Origin of the sequence: Reyranella sp. (assembly GCF_004297405.1) — a bacterium.
GTDB lineage: Bacteria > Pseudomonadota > Alphaproteobacteria > Reyranellales > Reyranellaceae > Reyranella.
In genome coordinates this window covers 16225-32407 of record NZ_SCVC01000029.1, presented here as the reverse complement: position 1 = coordinate 32407, position 16183 = coordinate 16225, and the positions used below count along the sequence as shown (strand labels likewise).

Sequence of the window (16183 nt, the reverse complement as noted above, 5' to 3'; positions counted from 1 at the left end):
GCTCTCGTCAACCTGGACGCCATGCCTCGTAAGGCGGCTTCGGCTTCTCACCACTGGAGAGCGTATGGCCGGGCGGCCGGTAAGCATGGTCGGTACCAGTAAGGTTCGGCAGATGCTCCTTCTGCCACGGCTTGCGCGACGCATCACTGGCAGACGGGATGGCATCGGTCGTGTGGTGCAGCCAGCCATGCCATTCGGGCGGAACGCGCGAGGCTTCGGCAACGCCGTTGTAGATCACCCAGCGCTTGCGCCGCAGGCCCGGAATGGTGCGCTTGTCGAGGTAGTAACGATTGCCCTCGCCATCCGTGCCGACGAGTTCGCCACGCATCTTGGTGAAGAGCCAGGTGCCGATAGTCATGGACCAACCACGTTGTCGTAAGTGACCGCGCCGCTTGTACGCGGGCGCTTCATCGCGTGCAACGCGACGTGATCGAGACATGATTCGCATCGTTCGTCGTCATGCGAATCGCGTAACTCAGTCACCTGTTGCGCGCTTGCATCATCTAGTATCATCAACATGGTGGTCTACAAAATATAGTTGCGCACACAAGATTTTGTAATTTACTATCATCGCGTGCCCATATGTGCGTGTTCGAAAGTGATCGAACATTGCCCGCGACAGGGATTGAACGACGGGAATTGGGCACGGGGGATCGTCGATGCGCTTCGAGCGTCGGTACACGCAAGCAGGAAAATCGCCATTCGAAGGGATGGCGTTTCGTGCTGCCGATTCCGAAATTCGCAATCCCGACGGATCGATCGTCTTCCAGCTCAAGGATGTCGACGTACCGGCCGAGTGGTCGCAAGTGGCGGCCGATGTCCTGGCGCAGAAGTATTTCCGCCGCGCCGGAGTGCCCGCGCGCATGGTGCGCGTTGCCGAGGCCGATGTACCGGAATGGTTGTGGCGTTCGGTAGCCGACGAATCTGCCCTCGCCGAACTGCCCGCAGCCGAACGCTACGGCAGCGAGATGAGCGCGCGGCAGGTATTCCACCGGATGGCCGGTGCCTGGACCTACTGGGGATGGAAAGGCGGCTACTTCGACAGCGAAGACGATGCACGCGCCTTCTACGATGAACATTGCCACATGCTGGCGGCGCAGGTTTGCGCGCCCAACTCGCCGCAGTGGTTCAACACCGGCTTGCATTGGGCCTATGGCATCGATGGTCCCGGCCAGGGTCACTGGTATGTCGACCATCGCGACGGCCAGACCTACCTGTCGGACTCTTCTTATGAGCGGCCACAGCCGCACGCCTGCTTTATCCAGAGCGTCTCCGACGATCTGGTGAGCGAAGGCGGCATCATGGACCTCTGGGTCCGCGAGGCGCGTCTCTTCAAGTATGGCTCCGGCACCGGCTCCAACTTCTCCAAGGTGCGCGGCAGCGACGAGCGTTTGTCGGGCGGCGGCAAGTCGTCCGGCCTGATGTCGTTCCTCAAGATCGGCGACCGCGCGGCCGGCGCCATCAAGTCGGGCGGTACGACCCGGCGCGCGGCCAAGATGGTGACGGTCGATATCGATCACCCCGATATCGAGGACTTCATCGCCTGGAAGATGCTCGAGGAGCAGAAGGTGGCCGCCCTGGTCGCCGGCTCCCGTCTGGCCAACCGCCACCTCAACGCCGTCATGCAGGCTTGCCTCGACAGCGGCATGGCTGGCGATGGCGCTTTCGATCCGCGACAGAACCCGAAGCTGCGGCGCGAGATCGTCGCTGCCCGCCAGGCCGAACTGCCGGAAAACTACATCCAGCGGGTCATCCAGTTCGCGCGTCAGGGCTATCGGCACATCGAATTCCCGACGTTCGATGCGGATTGGGAATCGGAAGCCTATGCCTCTGTCTCCGGTCAAAACGCCAACAACTCGGTGCGGGTAACCGATACGTTCCTGCGCGCGGTCGAGGCTGACCGGCAATGGGCGCTGACCGAGCGCACCACCGGCAATGTCTGCCGGACAGTCGGCGCGCGGGCCCTGTGGGACCAGATCGCCGAAGCCGCCTGGCACTCGGCCGACCCCGGCCTGCAATACGACACCACGATCAACGACTGGCACACCTGCCCGGAATCGGGGCGCATCAACGCCTCCAATCCGTGCTCGGAGTACATGTTCCTAGACGACACGGCCTGCAACCTCGCCTCGCTGAACCTCATGCGGTTCCGCCGGCAAGACGGCTCAGTCGATGTCGGCGCCCTCGAGCATGCCAGCCGCCTGTGGACAGTCGTGCTCGAAATCTCGGTGATGATGGCGCAGTACCCATCTCGCCGGATCGCCGAACTCTCTTTTGAGTACCGCACCCTGGGCCTGGGCTACGCCAATCTCGGCGCCCTGCTGATGGCGTCGGGTCTCGGTTACGACAGCGCCAAGGGTCGCGCCATCGCCGGCGCCCTGACCGCGATCATGACCGGCACTGCCTATGCGACTTCGGCGGAAATGGCGGGTCTGATGGGCGCGTTCCCCGGCTTCGCCGCCAATCGCGAGGCGATGCTGCGGGTCATCCGCAACCACCGCCGCGCTGCCGAAGGCGCCCGCGGCGGTTACGAAGCGCTTTCCACCCTGCCGATTGCGCTCGACGCCGCCAATTGCTCGGACGAACGGTTGATCGTCGCGGCCCGTCATGCCTGGGACCGGGCGCTGGAACTCGGCGAACGGCACGGTTTCCGCAACGCCCAGGTCTCGGTGATCGCGCCAACCGGCACGATCGGCCTGGTGATGGATTGCGACACCACTGGCATCGAGCCCGACTTCTCGCTCGTAAAGTTCAAGAAACTGTCCGGCGGCGGCTATTTCAAGATCATCAACCAGACCGTCCCCCTGGCGCTGCGCACCTTGGGTTATGGCGCGGCCGCAATTGATCGCATCGTTGCCCATGCAGTGGGCCATGGATCGCTCGAAGCAGCGCCGGCCATCAACCATCAGAGCCTTGCGGCACGCGGTTTCGATGCCACGACGCTGAAGCGCGTCGACCAGGCGATCGCCACCGCCTTCGACATCCGCTTCGCCTTCAACCGCTACACTCTGGGCGACGCCTTCTGCCGCGACGTGCTCGGCCTCGACGACGTCGCACTCGCCGACAGCAGCCTCGACATCCTTGCGAGCCTCGGCTTCTCCAAGAGCGATATCGCTGCCGCGAACATCCACGCGTGCGGGACGATGAGCATCGAAGGCGCTGTCGATCTTCGTCGCGAGCATCTTTCTGTGTTCGATTGTGCGAATCCCTGTGGACGAGATGGCAAGCGCTGCTTGTCTGCAGAGAGTCACATACGCATGATGGCTGCAGCCCAGCCGTTCGTATCGGGCGCCATCTCCAAGACCATCAACATGCCAAACGCAGCTACGGTCGAGGATTGCCGCAAGGCCTATGAGATGTCGTGGAAGCTCGGATTGAAGGCCAACGCGCTCTATCGCGATGGTTCGAAACTCTCGCAGCCGCTGTCCGCCATGGTTCTCGGCGACGATCTCGCCGCTAACGACGATCTCGCCGACATGCCGCCGATTGCGCGGGCACCGATCATTGCCGAGCGGATCGTGGAACGCATCGTCGAACGCGAAGTTCGCGCCGGCCGCGAGCGGCTGCCGCAGCGCCGCAAGGGATATACGCAGAAAGCCATCGTCGGCGGGCACAAGGTCTACCTGCGCACGGGCGAATACGAGGATGGCCGGGTCGGTGAGATCTTCGTCGACATGCACAAGGAAGGCGCGGCGTTCCGCAGCCTGATGAACAACTTCGCCATCGCGATCTCAATCGGCCTGCAGTACGGCGTCCCCCTCGAGGAGTTCGTGGAGGCCTACACCTTCACGCGCTTCGAGCCGTCAGGCCTGGTCGAAGGTAACGACGCCATCAAGATGTCGACCTCGGTCCTCGACTACATCTTCCGTGAGCTCGCGATCTCCTATCTCGGGCGCAACGATCTCTCGCATGTCGAGCAGGCCGATCTTCAGCCGGACGGCGTCGGCCGCGGCGAGATCCAGGGCGAGCTGCCGGTTCCGGGCACCGATGCTGCCGAAGCAGCCGCCGCCGCAGTGAGCCGCATCGCCAGCGTCGGCTACATGCGCAGCAACCTTTACGTATTGAATGGCCGGACGGCCGGCAATGTCGCGATCGCCAACGAAGCGATCGCGGCCGGCCCCCTGCCCAACGGACTGACGGACGGCCCAGCCGTCGCTACGGCGCACATCGCCAAGGCGGCCGTCGTCGGCGTCGCGCGCGGAGAAGCATCCTCCTCGCCCTCGGGTCTCGCCTTCGAGGCGAAGCTCAAGGGTTACGAAGGGGATGCCTGTCCGGAATGCGGCAACTTCACGATGGTCCGCAACGGGACGTGCCTCAAATGCACGGCCTGCGGCGGTACTACCGGATGCAGTTGAGCATGCGTGGCGTAGCGTACCCGCGTACCCCGGGGGCCTCACGGTTGGGGACCTCATAGCTAACCATAGGAGACAGTTATGGCTGCTAAGAAGAAGGCTGCTAAGAAGAAGGCTGCTAAGAAGAAGAAGCAGTAAATAGGAAAGGGCGTAGGCCAAAGTTTACTTTGGCCCCTCTAACCAACGCCTTTCGGCTTCCGTGTGGGCGCCCCTCAAGGGGCCCCACCGGAAGCCACCTTACAGAAGACGAGCAATAAGCCGATCCGACGCTCTGGCTTGCCAGGGCGGAAAGGCGAAACTAGCTAAAGCGTCCGGCGACTTCGGTCTGCCGGACTTTTTTCTTTGCGGCTTCATCGGATTCCGTTCGCAAGCCAGCCAAGAAAAACTGCGAGATCTCTTCGCCCTTTTCCTGGCACGATTCACGCTATGCTGTAGGCATGCCGGATGACACCCCGACCATCGGCCTGCGCATTGTCGATTCGCTGGCCGCCGTCGATGCCGCCCAGTGGGATGCCTGCGCACTGGCACCCGGCTCGGCCGGCAATCCCTTCCTCAGTTACGGGTTCCTGAAGGCGCTCGAGGACTCCAAGTCGGTCGGTCGACGCACCGGCTGGCAGCCTCAGTATCTCCTGGCCGAAGCGGCCGACGGCACCTTGCAAGGCGCAGCGCCGCTTTATGTGAAAGGCCATTCCCAGGGCGAATATGTGTTCGACCATGGCTGGGCACAGGCCCTGGAGCGCGCCGGCGGACGCTATTACCCGAAGCTGCAGGTCGCAGTGCCCTTCACGCCGGTACCCGGTCCACGGCTCTTCGCCCGGCCCGGCCCCTATGCCGAGGCGGTGCGCGACGCGATGATCGACATGCTGGCCAAGGTCGCCGGCGACAACAATATCAGCTCGGTCCATGTCACCTTTTGCACCGAGGCCGACTGGAAGCGCTTCGGCGCGCGCGGCTGGCTGCTGAGACTCGGCCAGCAGTATCATTGGCACAACGACGGCTACCGCACCTTCGACGATTTCCTGGGTGCCCTGGCGTCACGCAAGCGCAAGGCCATCCGCAAGGAACGCGAACAGGTACGACGCGAGGGCCTGACCGTCCGGGCGCTGTGCGGCGACGAGATTTCCCCTGAGCATTGGGATACTTTCTTCGCCTTCTACATGGACACCGGCGGCCGCAAGTGGGGGTCGCCCTACCTCACCCGCTCCTTCTTCGACATTCTAGGCGCCACCATGGCCGACAAGGTCGTGCTGGTGATGGCCGAGGCCGACGGCCGGCCAGTCGGTGGCGCGCTCAACCTCAAGGGTGACGACACGCTCTACGGCCGCTACTGGGGCTGCCTGGAAAGCCACGCCTTCCTGCACTTCGAAGCCTGTTACTACCAGGCGATCGACTATGCGATCACCCACGGCCTGGCACGCGTCGAGGCCGGCGCCCAAGGCGACCACAAGATCCAGCGTGGCTATTTACCGGTGCCGACCTTCTCCGCCCACTGGATCGTCGATCCCGGCTTCCGCCGTGCCATCGACGATTATCTCAAGCGCGAGCGTCCTGCTGTCGAGCAGGAGATCGAAGGTCTGATGCAGTATTCGCCGTTCAGGAAAGAAAACGAGGGCTGACGACCTACTTGGTCATCAGCACCCCGATGAAGAAGATCACGAAGAAAAGCAGCTGCTCGGTAAGTCCGAGCGGCGCCTGCCAGCCGATCTTGTCGACGAGGAACAACGCCACCCAGAACACCGCGGTGGCGAGCACCGCGGCGCGGAGGGCGATCCAGAGAGGCCGAAAAGCGTTCACTCGGCCAGAACGGGTTCTTGGCTAGCCGGCGGCAGCGCTCCGCGCTCCGGTGGCAGGAAGGTGAAGGCGAGCTTGGTGGCATCGCCCTCGCCTTCGGTATCGACCCGCACCGTGCCGCCGTCGGAGAGCCTGCCGAACAGCACCTCTTCGGCCAGCGGCTTCTTCACGTACTCCTGGATGACGCGGGCGAGCGGCCGGGCGCCGAACAGCTTGTCGTAGCCCTTCTCCGCCAGCCAATTGCGCGCCTTGTCGTTCAGCTCGATGAACACCTTGCGGTCGGCAAGCTGGACCTCGAGCTCGGCCACGAACTTGTCCACCACCTTGCCCATCGACTCGGGGCCGAGGCTCGCGAACTTGATGATCGCGTCGAGACGGTTGCGGAACTCCGGCGCGAACAGCCGGTTGATCGCTTCGTCGTCCTCGTCGTGCCGCTGTTCACGGCCGAAGCCCAGCGCGGGCTTGGCGATGTCGGCGGCGCCGGCATTGGTCGTCATGCAGAGGATGACATTGCGGAAGTCGACCGTCCGGCCGTTGTGGTCGGTCAGCTTGCCGTAGTCCATCACCTGCAACAGGACGTTGAACACGTCCGGATGCGCCTTCTCGATTTCGTCGAACAGCACGACGCAGTGCGGATGCTGGTTCACCTTGTCGGTGAGCAGGCCGCCCTGATCGAAGCCGACATAGCCCGGAGGCGCACCGATCAGGCGCGAAACGCTGTGGCGCTCCATGTACTCCGACATGTCGAAGCGGATGACCTCGAGGCCGAGCAGGCGCGCGAGCTGGCGTGTCACCTCGGTCTTGCCGACGCCGGTCGGGCCGGCCAGCAGGTAGCTGCCGATCGGCTTCTCCGGCGACCTCAGGCCGGCGCGGGCCAGCTTGATCGACGCCGAGAGCTGGTCGATCGCGCGGTCCTGGCCGAACACGACGGTCTTGAGGTCACGGTCGATGTTGCGCAGCAGCTCGGTGTCGTCCTTCGACACGCTCTTGGGCGGGATGCGCGCGATCTTGGCGACGATTTCCTCGATGTCCGGCACTTCGATCGTGGTCTTGCGCAGGTCCGGGGTGCGCAGCATCTGCGCCGCACCGACTTCGTCGATCACGTCGATCGCCTTGTCCGGCAGCTTGCGGTCGTGGATGTAGCGCGCCGAGAGCTCGACGGCGGCCTTGATGGCGTCGTCGGTGTAGCTCACGTGGTGATGCTTCTCGTAGACCGGCTTCAGCCCCTTCATAATCTCGACGGCGTCGCCGATCGAAGGCTCCGGCACGTCGATCTTCTGGAAGCGGCGAACCAGGGCGCGATCCTTCTCGAAGTAGTTGCGGTACTCCTTGTAGGTCGTCGAGCCGATGCAGCGCAGGTCGCCCGACTGCAGCGAGGGCTTCAGCAGGTTCGACGCATCCATCGAGCCGCCGGAGGTGGCGCCGGCGCCGATGATCGTGTGGATCTCGTCGATGAACAGCACCGAGTTCGGCTTCTTCTTCAGCTCCGAGAGGACGGCCTTCAGCCGCTCCTCGAAGTCACCGCGATAACGCGTGCCGGCCAACAGCGCACCCATGTCGAGCGCGTAGATCACCGATTCCTTCAGGACATCGGGCACTTCGCCATCGATGATCTTGCGCGCCAGTCCCTCGGCGATCGCCGTCTTGCCGACGCCGGGCTCACCGACATAGAGCGGATTGTTCTTGGTGCGGCGGCACAGGACCTGGATGGTGCGCTCGACCTCGTGCTCGCGGCCGATCAGTGGATCGACGCGACCGTCGCGGGCCTTCTGGTTGAGATCGACGCAATAGGCGGCCAGTGCCTCGTTGCCCTGCTTGGCGCTGGGCTCGGCACCATTCTCCTCTTCCGAACCAGAGACACGACGCGCGCGGGCCCGGCCCGGTACCTTGGCCTTGCCGTGGCTGATGTAGTCGACGGCATCGAGCCGGGTCATACCCTGATTCTCGAGGAACGACACGGCGTGGCTGTCGCGTTCGGAGAACAGCGCCACCAGCACATTAGCGCCGGTCACTTCCTTACGACCCGACGACTGCACATGGACTGCGGCGCGCTGGACCACCCGCTGGAAGCCTGCCGTGGGCAGCGGCTCGCTGGGCGTCTGGGTAATGATGCCCTTCAGGCGATTGTCGACGAAGGTTTCGAGATCGTGGCGCAGGCGGTCGATATCGACGCCGCACGCCTTGAGCACGGGGATCGCATCCTCGTCCTCCGTCATCGCCAGCAGCAGATGCTCGAGCGTCGCGTACTCGTGGCGGCGCTCGCCAGCGAGGCCGAAAGCGCGATGCAGGGACTTCTCGAGGTTCTTGGACAGCATGGACATCGAACCACCTCGGCAGAAAAACGAACTACTCTCCGGTCGCTACTCTTTCTCCAACGTGCACTGGAGAGGGTGCTGGTTCTTGCGGGCGTAATCCACCGTCTGAGTCACCTTGGTCTCGGCGATCTCGTAGGTGTAGACGCCGCACACGCCCACACCCTTCTGGTGGACGTGAAGCATGATCTGCGTGGCTTCATCTCGATTCTTCTGAAAGATGTTCTGCAGAACGTCGACGACGAACTCCATCGGAGTGTAATCGTCGTTCAGCATCAACACCTTGTACATCGACGGCTTCTTGGTGCGCGTCCGGGTGAGCGTTAGGGCGCCAGTACGACCATCATCACCGCCTTGCCCATCGTCACGGCGCGGCGGCTCTTGCGGCGGACCACCGGGAGGCTCGTTCGGGCCGCCCAACCGCCATTCGCCTGCACTACGCACAAAGTCCATCGTTCCGATCAAACTCCAAATCCAAGCCACACATGAATTATATAGGCAGCGCTGGCGATTCCGCTACCTCGGCCGCAGACCATCCTTCCCCACCACCAGCATCCAGCGATCTGCCCGGGCGCGCTCGATCGGCGCGTTCATGTCGCGTCGCAGTTCGGCCGGCTCCAGTTTGCGTGGCGGATTTACCGGAATCTTCACCGTGTCCCACGAGAAGAGCTTGGCGGAAAATTTCACGTTCACAAAGCCATCGGTCGGGTAGTGGTAAGCCTGAAAACCCCACACGCCGTTGCGACAGGATGCGATCGTCCACCAGAAATCGTTGTCCGGCAGGCGGAGCCCGTCGGGCGGTGGGCCGAAGCCGCGGCTGGCGTCGAGCAAGCTGGTCAACTCGCGGGTTTCGCCGGCGTTCAGCAGGCGCTGACCGCGCTTCATGCTCCAGGGTGCAAAAATATCAGACGGGTCGGATAGCAACATGTTTGTGATACCCGTGGTCACCGTGCCCTGCCCGGTCAGCACACCGATATCGAGGCCGGCCGTCCCGTCCGGCTGCAGGTAAACTTCGTAGGCGCGAACCTGTTCTTCCCACAGGGCATTGTAGATCAGCCGCAGCCGGTTACGGCCGCCCGGCGCACATTCCTTGCGGATGTCGTTGGCGGCGACATAATCGAACCAATGGAAGCTGCGGACGATGGGCTTGTCGACGTTGCGATCCGCCCGCTGCGCCCAGGCCGACGGGGCAGCAGTAAGGGTCAAGGCCGTCAACGCCAAGAAAATAGCCTTCATCGCTGCCTCCAGATGGGGACTTGCACTTTCCGGTCCAACTTTGGCACTACGGCGGCGGCTGGATCGTTGCATAACCGCGTGATCTTTAGTAATCTTACAACAATTGCTCATAAGCTATTGGCTGGGCACAAAAATCAGATTTGAGCGTATGGCATATTCGCGATGACCTTCCCCTTCAGGCGAATCGCGGTCAGCCTTTCCTGGCTTGCCGTGGGTGTTGTTTTTGTCGGCGTCACCGTGGCGCCGGCGCCCGCCGACGCGCAGACGACATCGGTCAAACGCGCCGGTTCGCCAGTCAAAGCCAAGGCCCGCTCCAAGGCAAAACGAGTAACGCCTGCTGCGTCGTCGTGGGTGCCCAATCCGGCCGTCAGCGGCCGTGATGCCTATCTGATCGTCGATGCCCAGAGCGGCCGCGAGTTGGCCTCCGACCGGCCGGACGAGCTGCGCTATCCGGCCTCGCTTACCAAGATGATGACGATCTACCTCACCTTCTCGGCCCTCGACTCGGGCCGGCTGTCGCTGGGGGATTCGTTGCCGGTGTCGGTCAATGCGCTGAACGCGCCGCCCACCAAGATGGGTATGACACCCGGCGGCACGGTGAACGTGCGCGACGCCGTGATGGCCCTGGTGACTCGCTCCGCCAACGACGCCGCTGTCCTGCTGGCCGAGGGCATGGCCGGCAGCGAGGAAGCCTTCGCCCGAGCCATGACGCAGAAGGCGCGTCAGCTTGGCATGACGTCGACGGTATTCCGCAATGCCTCGGGTCTGCCCAACCGCGAGCAGGTGACGACGGCCCGCGATCTCAGCCAGCTCGCCAACGCGCTCCTGCGCGACTACCCCCACTACTATGCGATCTTCTCCGTGCAGAGCTACGCCTACCGCGGCCGCACGCTTGCAAACCACAATCGCATGCTCGGCAGCTACGACGGCGCCGACGGTCTCAAGACCGGCTACACCAACGCCTCTGGCTTCAACTTGGTGATGTCGGCCGTGCGCGACAATCGCCGGCTGATCGGCGTGGTCATGGGCGGCGACAGCGCTGCCCAGCGCGACCGGCAGATGGCCGCCCTCATGGATCGCGGCTTCTCCATCGCCCAGTCCATGCAGCTCTCGGCCTGGACGGCCCAGCGCAAGCCGCCGTCGGCCCGGTACACCGCCGCCCAGTTCGATCCGGGTGCCAGTTTCGCCGAGGCCTATCGTCCGCCGGCGGCAGTCGCCAAGGCCGATGCACCGAGTTCCCAGAGGCCGCCCGTTACGCCGAAGTACGCCGGCTTCGTCGCCCCGGCTCCGGCAACGCCCGCCACTGTGCCCGCCACCGCTGCAGTCCCTGCTCCCAACGATACGCCGGCACTCGGCAGCTGGGTGATTCAGGTCGGCTCCTTCAACGATCCGCAGGCCGCCCAGCTCGCCCTGGCGCGCGCCACGTCCCAGCTCCCCGCCTCGGCCAAATCGGCCGCCGCCATGGTCGATGAAGTCCAGATGGCGAATCGCACGTTCCATCGCGCCCGGCTCGGCAACCTCTCGCAGGACCAGGCCGTCGACGGCTGCAAGCAGCTCGAGAAGAAGAAGATCTACTGCTCGGCGCTGCAGATCACGGCGTGGAATACCCCAGGCGCTCGTTGAGCGCTTTGCGCAGCCAGTTCACGAACGGCCGTTTGTGACGGCGCTGCCATAGCGCCAGGTCCCAAGGATCGCCACTCGGCTGCAGCCGAGTCTGGATCGGCTCGAATACCGATACGGTCGTCAAGGCGCCGCCGACCTTCACCCGCAACGGCGCAATGCGATAGCCCGGCCCCTCGTAGCCTGCGAGCCGGGCTACGTCGCGGCGGCTGAGACCGCCAACGATAGCGCCGGCAACCTCCTCGCACGGATCGGGGATCACCACCGGATAGGTGGCATCCTTGGCTCGGCGGCGCGCATGGCCCAACAGGCTCGCCGCAAGAAAGGCCTGCGGCGGCAGGCGACGCCCCAGCACGATCGCGGTGACGTCGCGATCGAGCAAGGTGCCGTAGAAGAAGAAACGCATCAGTGATGGCCAGCGCCACCCGCCTCGACATCGTCGGGCAGTTCAACGCCACTGGCGGCCAGCGCAGCCTTCAGCTCATCCTTCAGCCGATCCAGGCCCGCATTATCGGCCGCCTCGCAGCGCGCCACGAGGACGGGCTGGGTGTTCGATGCGCGGAGCAGCCACCAGCCGTCCTTGGTGCTGACCCGCACGCCGTCGATGTCGGAGAACTTGGCGCCCTCCTTCTGCAGGCGCGCCTTCACCTTCTCGACCACGCCGAACTTCTGGTCGTCCGGGCAGTCGAAGCGCAGTTCGGGCGTGTTGACCGGCTGGGGCAACCCGTCACGCATCTCGGCCAGGCTCTCTTTGGCGTTGGCCACGACATTCAGAAGCCGCAATCCGCAATAGAGCGCATCGTCGAAGCCGTAGAAGGTATCGGCGAAGAACACATGGCCGCTCATCTCACCTGCGAGTGGCGAGCCGATCTCCGCCATCTTGCTCTTGATCAGCGAATGGCCGGTCTTGAACATCATCGGCTTGCCGCCAGCCTTGGCGATCTCGTCGAACAGCACCTGGCTCGCCTTCACATCGGCGATGATGGTGGCGCCCGGATTGCTCTTCAGGACGTCGCGTGCCCACAGGACCAGAAGCTGGTCGCCCCACAGGATGCGGCCCTTGCCGTCGACCGCACCGATGCGATCGCCGTCACCGTCGAACGCGATGCCGAGGTCGCAGCCGTGCTTCTTCACCTCGGCGATAAGCTGCTCCAGGTTCTTCGGCACGGTCGGGTCGGGATGGTGCGCTGGGAAAGTGCCGTCGACCTTCTCGTTCAGCACGAAATGCTCGCCCGGCAGCTTGTCGACGACGGCGCGGATCGAAACGCCGACGGCGCCGTTGCCGATGTCCCAGGCGACCTTGAGCTTCTTGCCAGGCTTCACGTCGCGCAGCAGGCGCGCGGCATAGTCCGCCAGGATGTCCTTCTTCTCGACCTTGCCCTGCCCGGTTTCCCAGTCGCCCTTACCGGCCATCGCTCCCAGCGTCTGGATGTCGGCGCCAAAGAACGACTTCTTGCCCATCATCATCTTGAAGCCATTGTAGTCTGGCGGATTGTGCGAGCCCGTGATCTGGATGCCGCCATCGGCGCTGAGATGATAGACAGCGAAATAGAGCATCGGTGTCGCCGCAACGCCGATATTTACGACGTCGACACCGGCAGCCGTCAGCCCCTCGATGCAGGCCGCCGCCAGCTCGGGCGAACTCAGCCGGCCATCATAGCCCAGCGCCACGCGCTTGCCGCCCTTGCGCTTGACGAGGGTGCCGAAGGTTCGGCCGATCGCACGCGCATCTGCGGCATGAACGGTGCTGCCCACGACGCCGCGGATGTCGTACTCGCGCAGGATGCTGGCCTCGAACTTGTGCGCCGTCTGGCTCATGCAGGAACTCCGGGGTTGTACGTTGATGTCTAATTGCGGGGCGCGGGCCGGCCGACGCCTTCATAGGCGAAGCCCATCCCTCGCATTTCTTCGGGGTTGAACGCGTTACGCAGGTCGACGATGCGTGGTTGGCGCATCAGCTCCTTGAGGCGGCGCGGATCGAGACCGCGGAACTCGTGCCATTCGGTGATCAGCACCAGGACGTCGGCCCCATTGGCCACCTCATAGGCCGTCTTGGCAAATTCGATGTTCTTCAACAGACGGCCCGCCTCAGTCATCCCCTCCGGATCGAAGGCCACGATCGTCGCGCCGGCGGCTTGCAGAGCCGGCACGATGTCGAGCGACGGCGCGTCGCGCATGTCGTCGGTGTCGGGCTTGAAGGTCAGGCCGAGCACGCCGACCCGCAGCCCTTTCACCGAGCCACCGCAGAAATCAATGACCTTGTCGGCCATCCGCTTCTTGCGCGCGTCGTTCACCGCGATCACCTGCTCGACGATCGTCTGCGGGGCATCGACCTCGCGTGCCGTATAGGCGAGCGCCAGCGTGTCCTTGGGGAAGCACGAGCCACCGAAACCTGGCCCCGGATGCAGGAACTTCCGGCCGATGCGGCCGTCGAGACCGATGCCGCGGGCGACATCGTGAACGTCGGCGCCGACCTTCTCGCAAAGGTCGGCAATCTCGTTGATGAAAGTGATCTTGGTCGCGAGGAAGGCGTTGCCCGCGTACTTGGTGACCTCGGCCGTCTCGATGTTGGTGAACACCATCGGCGTCTGGATCAGATTCAGTGGCCGGTAGATCGCCGACATCACCTCGCGTGCTCGCGCACTCTCCACGCCGATCACGACGCGGTCGGGCTTCATGAAATCCTCGATCGCCGCGCCCTCGCGCAGGAACTCCGGATTAGACACCACGTCGAACTCCGCCCCGGGCCGGGCCTCGTGAATGATGCGGGCCACCTCACGGCCGGTGCCGACCGGCACCGTCGATTTGGTGACGACCACCGCATAGCCCTGCAGGGCGTCGGCGATCTCGGCCGCGGCGGCATAGACATAGCTCAGGTCGGCATGGCCGTCGCCGCGCCGGGTTGGTGTGCCGACAGCGATGAAGACGGCATCGGCGTCCGCCACCGCGTCGCGGAGGCTCGTACCGAAGGACAGCCGGCCGGACCGCGCATTGTCCGCCACCAGCTTGTCGAGTCCCGGTTCGTAGATCGGGATCTCGCCCTTACGCAGCCGCTCGATCTTGGCGGCTTCCTTGTCGACGCAGATGACGTCGTGGCCGAACTGGGCGAAGCAGGCACCGGACACCAGTCCGACATAGCCCGAACCGATCATCGCGATGCGCATGGCGTCAGCCCTTCATCAACCGTTCGATGAGGGCGCGACTCTCGGCCTTTGTGTCTTCGCGGTCGAGCGAGATCGCGACGTTGGCTTCGAGGAAGCCGAGGCGGCTGCCGCAATCGTAGCGTCGGCCGGTGTAGCGCATCGCGTGGAACGGTTCGTTGCCGATCATCTTGGCCATCGCATCAGTGAGCTGGATCTCGCCGCCGGCGCCCGTCTCATGCTGGTCGAGATGGTCGAACACTTCCGGCAAAAGCACGTAGCGACCGATCAGCGCCAAGGTCGAGGGCGCGTCTTCGGGCTTGGGCTTTTCGACCATGCCCGTGATCTCGGCGAGACCGTCCTTCTCGTCCTTCACCGCCGCAATGCCATAGCTCTTGGTCTGCTTCCGCGGGACGTCCATCACGGCGACGACGCTGCCACCGGTCTTGTCGTGCGCGGCAGCGAGCTGGCCAATGCAGCTTGGCGTGTCGAGCGTCAGCTCGTCGGGCAGCAGCACCGCGAAGGGCTCGCGTCCGATCCAGTGGCGGGCACACCAGACGGCATGGCCCAGACCCAGTGGCTTCTGCTGGCGCGTGAAGATCGCGTTTCCGGGCTTGATGGTGGCAGCCTGTGTCTGCTTCAGCTCCGGCGCCTTCTTGCGCTGCTGCAGCGTCATCTCGAGTTCGTAGGCGTGATCGAAATGATCTTCCAGGGCGCCCTTGTTACGACCCGAGACGAAGACGAACTCGTCGATCCCGGCCTGCAGGCACTCCTCGACCGCATACTGGATCAGCGGCCGGTCGACCACGGTCAGCATTTCCTTGGGCATGGCCTTGGTCGCAGGCAGAAATCGGGTTCCCAAACCCGCGACGGGCAGAACGGCTTTACGGATACGCTGAACCATGCTCACCAACCTCGTTGAACGGGTGGATTATATTGATGAATCAATGCTTTGATAGGATTGCCGGGTGACAATCCGGGGGTCGGGCTAGATGCCACCCAGAGCCGCCGCTGGCAAGATTAACCGCCAAGCAGGACGTCCTTGGCTCGATTGATCCGCGCTGCGAGATCGGCCGTGCCACCGACGTCGGGATGCATGCGCTGGATCAGGCGACGGTGCGCCGCGCGGATCTCATCCGCTGTCGCCCCTTCCGCCAGACCGAGAACCGCCATCGCCTCTTCGCGCGTCATGTCGGTACGCGGTCCGCGCGGCGGCGGCTGTTGCTGAGTATTGCGCCAGTTCGCGCCCAAACGACGATCGAGATAGGCTTCCAGCACCCTGAGAGAATCGGCGTCTGCAGAGCACTCCGCCCGCAAATCGAGAAGCTCCGCATCGGATAGTGCATCGAGTGTGCGCCCGGCGAAGCGACCCGACAGGATCGTGCCGCCGACATCACCACTGCCATGGTCAATCCAGGCTTGAAGAAAAGCTGTACGCACTTCCGTGCGTTGGCCATTGCCCGGTGAACTGAAGCCACCCGAGGAACGGTGCCGCACGGCGCGCGCGATCAATGCTGTGATGACGATGCCGGCAAGGCCAAGAAGTTCGGGCAACAGGCCGGGCAGGAAACGCAATCCGAAGATCAGCAACGCACCGACACCGATGCCGCCCAACACCACCAGCACGACGCGCAGCGTTCGCGCCAGAGCCGACGGCTTTGCCCGCAGGACCCAGGCAAGGCCTAACGCCATCACCGCGAGAACGACCAGCGCCAGAAGGACGGCTGGCATA

The 16183-nt window shown here is 64.0% G+C and carries 13 protein-coding genes; 3 read left to right on the top strand and 10 right to left on the bottom strand.

Annotated features, from left to right (window positions below):
• Positions 1-7: 7 nt before the first annotated feature.
• Positions 8-358 carry an NADH:ubiquinone oxidoreductase subunit NDUFA12 gene (locus EPO50_RS17260; protein ID WP_296346235.1) on the bottom strand — a complete coding sequence of 117 codons (351 nt, stop codon included), beginning with the start codon at positions 356-358 and terminating at the stop codon, positions 8-10.
• 301 nt (positions 359-659) lie between these two features.
• Here EPO50_RS17260 and EPO50_RS17255 point away from each other — a divergent pair, with 301 nt between their 5' ends.
• On the top strand, positions 660-4355 hold the full coding sequence (locus EPO50_RS17255; protein ID WP_296346234.1) for a vitamin B12-dependent ribonucleotide reductase: 3696 nt from the start codon (positions 660-662) through the stop codon (positions 4353-4355).
• A 434-nt stretch (positions 4356-4789) separates the two neighbouring features.
• On the top strand, positions 4790-5968 hold the full coding sequence (locus EPO50_RS17250; RefSeq protein WP_296346232.1) for a GNAT family N-acetyltransferase: 1179 nt from the start codon (positions 4790-4792) through the stop codon (positions 5966-5968).
• Positions 5969-5972: 4 nt separating this feature from the next.
• Here EPO50_RS17250 and EPO50_RS17245 read toward each other — a convergent pair whose 3' ends face one another.
• The 4 genes from EPO50_RS17245 to EPO50_RS17230 form a co-directional block, all read right to left on the bottom strand.
• Entirely contained in the window at positions 5973-6146 is a 174-nt protein-coding gene (locus EPO50_RS17245) for a hypothetical protein (protein ID WP_020695521.1), read from the bottom strand.
• Positions 6143-8464: an ATP-dependent Clp protease ATP-binding subunit ClpA gene (gene clpA / locus EPO50_RS17240; protein ID WP_296346229.1), complete on the bottom strand. Its 2322-nt coding sequence runs from the start codon at positions 8462-8464 to the stop codon at positions 6143-6145. Before clpA ends, EPO50_RS17245 begins: the two co-directional genes overlap by 4 nt.
• 39 nt (positions 8465-8503) lie before the next feature.
• Positions 8504-8908 (bottom strand): ATP-dependent Clp protease adapter ClpS, encoded by a 405-nt coding sequence (gene clpS, locus EPO50_RS17235; protein ID WP_296346227.1) that lies wholly within the window; start codon positions 8906-8908, stop codon positions 8504-8506.
• A gap of 63 nt (positions 8909-8971) precedes the next feature.
• Positions 8972-9691, bottom strand: coding sequence for a hypothetical protein (locus tag EPO50_RS17230; RefSeq protein ID WP_296346225.1), 720 nt, complete (start codon positions 9689-9691; stop codon positions 8972-8974).
• 162 nt (positions 9692-9853) lie between these two features.
• Here EPO50_RS17230 and EPO50_RS17225 point away from each other — a divergent pair, with 162 nt between their 5' ends.
• The gene (locus EPO50_RS17225) at positions 9854-11314 is read left to right on the top strand and encodes a D-alanyl-D-alanine carboxypeptidase family protein (protein ID WP_296346223.1); all 1461 of its coding nucleotides are present in this window, start codon (positions 9854-9856) and stop codon (positions 11312-11314) included.
• Here EPO50_RS17225 and EPO50_RS17220 read toward each other — a convergent pair.
• The 5 genes from EPO50_RS17220 to EPO50_RS17200 form a co-directional block, all read right to left on the bottom strand.
• The gene (locus EPO50_RS17220; protein ID WP_296346221.1) at positions 11283-11717 is read right to left on the bottom strand and encodes a gamma-glutamylcyclotransferase family protein; all 435 of its coding nucleotides are present in this window, start codon (positions 11715-11717) and stop codon (positions 11283-11285) included. The genes EPO50_RS17225 and EPO50_RS17220 overlap by 32 nt on opposite strands.
• Entirely contained in the window at positions 11717-13129 is a 1413-nt protein-coding gene (pgmG, locus tag EPO50_RS17215; protein ID WP_296346219.1) for a phosphoglucomutase/phosphomannomutase PgmG, read from the bottom strand. The genes EPO50_RS17220 and pgmG overlap by 1 nt, the downstream gene beginning before the upstream one ends.
• A 29-nt stretch (positions 13130-13158) precedes the next feature.
• Positions 13159-14475: a UDP-glucose/GDP-mannose dehydrogenase family protein gene (locus EPO50_RS17210; RefSeq protein ID WP_296346217.1), complete on the bottom strand. Its 1317-nt coding sequence runs from the start codon at positions 14473-14475 to the stop codon at positions 13159-13161.
• A 4-nt stretch (positions 14476-14479) separates the two neighbouring features.
• The gene (gene galU, locus EPO50_RS17205) at positions 14480-15355 is read right to left on the bottom strand and encodes a UTP--glucose-1-phosphate uridylyltransferase GalU (protein ID WP_296346214.1); all 876 of its coding nucleotides are present in this window, start codon (positions 15353-15355) and stop codon (positions 14480-14482) included.
• A 116-nt stretch (positions 15356-15471) separates the two neighbouring features.
• Complete coding sequence (locus EPO50_RS17200; RefSeq protein WP_296346213.1) at positions 15472-16182, bottom strand: molecular chaperone DnaJ; 711 nt, start codon at positions 16180-16182, stop codon at positions 15472-15474.
• Position 16183: the final 1 nt, after the last annotated feature.

What these genes read in the sequence shown, in the direction of transcription:
- EPO50_RS17260 (WP_296346235.1), bottom strand. Translation starts at nt 358, where the DNA reads ATGACTATCGGCACCTGGCTCTTCACCAAGATGCGTGGCGAACTCGTC.
- EPO50_RS17255 (WP_296346234.1), top strand. Translation starts at nt 660, where the DNA reads ATGCGCTTCGAGCGTCGGTACACGCAAGCAGGAAAATCGCCATTCGAA.
- EPO50_RS17250 (WP_296346232.1), top strand. Translation starts at nt 4,790, where the DNA reads ATGCCGGATGACACCCCGACCATCGGCCTGCGCATTGTCGATTCGCTG.
- clpA (WP_296346229.1), bottom strand. Translation starts at nt 8,464, where the DNA reads ATGTCCATGCTGTCCAAGAACCTCGAGAAGTCCCTGCATCGCGCTTTC.
- clpS (WP_296346227.1), bottom strand. Translation starts at nt 8,908, where the DNA reads ATGGACTTTGTGCGTAGTGCAGGCGAATGGCGGTTGGGCGGCCCGAAC.
- EPO50_RS17230 (WP_296346225.1), bottom strand. Translation starts at nt 9,691, where the DNA reads ATGAAGGCTATTTTCTTGGCGTTGACGGCCTTGACCCTTACTGCTGCC.
- EPO50_RS17225 (WP_296346223.1), top strand. Translation starts at nt 9,854, where the DNA reads ATGACCTTCCCCTTCAGGCGAATCGCGGTCAGCCTTTCCTGGCTTGCC.
- EPO50_RS17220 (WP_296346221.1), bottom strand. Translation starts at nt 11,717, where the DNA reads ATGCGTTTCTTCTTCTACGGCACCTTGCTCGATCGCGACGTCACCGCG.
- pgmG (WP_296346219.1), bottom strand. Translation starts at nt 13,129, where the DNA reads ATGAGCCAGACGGCGCACAAGTTCGAGGCCAGCATCCTGCGCGAGTAC.
- EPO50_RS17210 (WP_296346217.1), bottom strand. Translation starts at nt 14,475, where the DNA reads ATGCGCATCGCGATGATCGGTTCGGGCTATGTCGGACTGGTGTCCGGT.
- galU (WP_296346214.1), bottom strand. Translation starts at nt 15,355, where the DNA reads ATGGTTCAGCGTATCCGTAAAGCCGTTCTGCCCGTCGCGGGTTTGGGA.
- EPO50_RS17200 (WP_296346213.1), bottom strand. Translation starts at nt 16,182, where the DNA reads ATGCCAGCCGTCCTTCTGGCGCTGGTCGTTCTCGCGGTGATGGCGTTA.